The 1609-nt window shown below is 61.8% G+C and carries 3 protein-coding genes; 1 reads left to right on the top strand and 2 read right to left on the bottom strand.

The genetic code is table 11. The annotated features are described in order from the left end of the window. Positions 1-106: 106 nt before the first annotated feature. Together AC0IXA_RS26620 and AC0IXA_RS26615 are read right to left on the bottom strand one after the other, a co-directional pair. The gene (locus tag AC0IXA_RS26620; protein ID WP_197892708.1) at positions 107-715 is read right to left on the bottom strand and encodes a prepilin-type N-terminal cleavage/methylation domain-containing protein; all 609 of its coding nucleotides are present in this window, start codon (positions 713-715) and stop codon (positions 107-109) included. Next, entirely contained in the window at positions 712-1158 is a 447-nt protein-coding gene (locus tag AC0IXA_RS26615) for a GspH/FimT family pseudopilin (RefSeq protein ID WP_122506758.1), read from the bottom strand. Before AC0IXA_RS26615 ends, AC0IXA_RS26620 begins: the two co-directional genes overlap by 4 nt. Before the next feature lie 120 nt (positions 1159-1278). Between AC0IXA_RS26615 and AC0IXA_RS26610 the strand changes: the two genes are divergently transcribed. Next, positions 1279-1609, top strand: a 331-nt coding sequence (locus AC0IXA_RS26610; RefSeq protein WP_471814823.1) for a type II secretion system protein N, incomplete at its 3' end; no start/stop codon positions are given.

The raw sequence follows: 1609 nt of genomic DNA, 5'->3' as shown, positions 1-1609 counted from the left end.
GGAGCGAGCTTGCTCGCGAAAGCGGTCTACCAGTAACAACAATGCTGACTGACCCACCGCAATCACGAGCAGGCTCACTCCTACAAAAAAGCCGCGGTGATCCCGGCTATTGCAACAACCCAATCACCTGCCGATACCGCTCAACCCCCTGCGCCGTCTGCCGACTCAAACTAATCTCCAACCCCAACGGATCCTCCCGCCGATTCCCACTCAACTGCCGCCACCCCTTATCCACCTCCCAAACCCGAACCTGCACATCACTCACCTCATTCAACACCGCCACCCCATTCCCAGGCGGCGGCAACGGATAGCGACTGCGCGCCTCAGCCACCGCCCGATACAACGTATCCCCCTTGACCCACCACCGTACCCGCTGCAACGCCCCCGGCTGATCCGCCGCGCTACGAATAATGTCCAGCCGAAACCCCTTGCTATCACTGCTGCGCACCGTCACCGCTGGCGGCGGAGTCGGCGCCTCCTCCTCAGCCCCGACCTTGCGCGGCTCGCTCAACTCCACCCCCGCGCGCATGTCCACATCCCGCTGCAACTGATTCAACACCCGCAACAACCCATCGCTCTGCTCACTGCTCGCCTGCAAATGACTGTCCGCCCGCGTCACACTGTCCAGCCCGCGCCAGGCAATCAGACTCACCACCGCCATCAGCAGAATCGCGACCATCACCTCAATCAGAGTGAACCCTTGCTGAGTCTTCATTGAATACTGATCCGCCCACTGCCATCGCGCAGCACACTCAGCCGATTGGCCCCATCAGACAAAATCAGCCGCAACGGCGGATTGATCCACTCGGCATTCAGCACCACCGTCTGCCGGGGCTCCACACGCACCTCGACCTTCGGGCTCTGCCACGCACGCGGGCGCAACTGCGCATCCTCCTTGAACGACTCAAACCCCACGCCATCATCCCCACGCCGACCAAAGCGAAACCCCTTGGCATCCGCCACCCACACAATCGGCCGCCCATCCGCGCGAGCCTCCGCCTGCGCCACCTGCAACAACTGCGCAACCCGCTCGGCATCCTTGCGCAACAACTGCAACGGATCGGGCCTGATACTCAAACTGATCGCCGCACTGGCAATCCCGATGATCACCAGCACCACCATCAACTCGATCAACGTAAAACCCTGCTGCCTGCTCATCACCCACGCGCTCCTTGGCGTCCCACCCCATCGTGCCCGGCGAACATGTAAGGCATGTGAAATAAAACGGAGAGAATTGCCGCGTAGGCTGGCAACAGGGACAACAAGGAGCGACAACCCATGAAATTCACCGCACGGATTACCCCGGCGCAAACCGTCCAGGCCCTGGCCCTGCTCACCGCCCTGGTGGGCGTCGCGACATGGTCGTCGTTGCTGCTGACCTCGGCGGAATCCCACACACCCGCAGCCGCCCCGCAAGTGCTCGCGGCGAGAAGTGATAGCCCGGCGTTGCAGTGGTTCTCCAATGAGACCGCGCCGGTGGATATCAAGGTGAGCGGGGTGATCGCCGGAGGGAGTGGGACGGTGGCGATACTGAGTTTGAATGATGGCGCGCCGAGGAGTTTTTTGGTGGGGGAGAAGGTTGGGGTTGGGGTGAAGTTGGTCTGTCTCT

Source organism: Pseudomonas sp. AC083, assembly GCF_979253165.1.
The sequence above is the reverse complement of the archived record's forward strand: the minus strand, read 5'-3'. Positions and strand labels throughout refer to the sequence as shown.

What these genes read in the sequence shown, in the direction of transcription:
- AC0IXA_RS26615 (WP_122506758.1), bottom strand. Translation starts at nt 1,158, where the DNA reads ATGAGCAGGCAGCAGGGTTTTACGTTGATCGAGTTGATGGTGGTGCTG.
- AC0IXA_RS26620 (WP_197892708.1), bottom strand. Translation starts at nt 715, where the DNA reads ATGAAGACTCAGCAAGGGTTCACTCTGATTGAGGTGATGGTCGCGATT.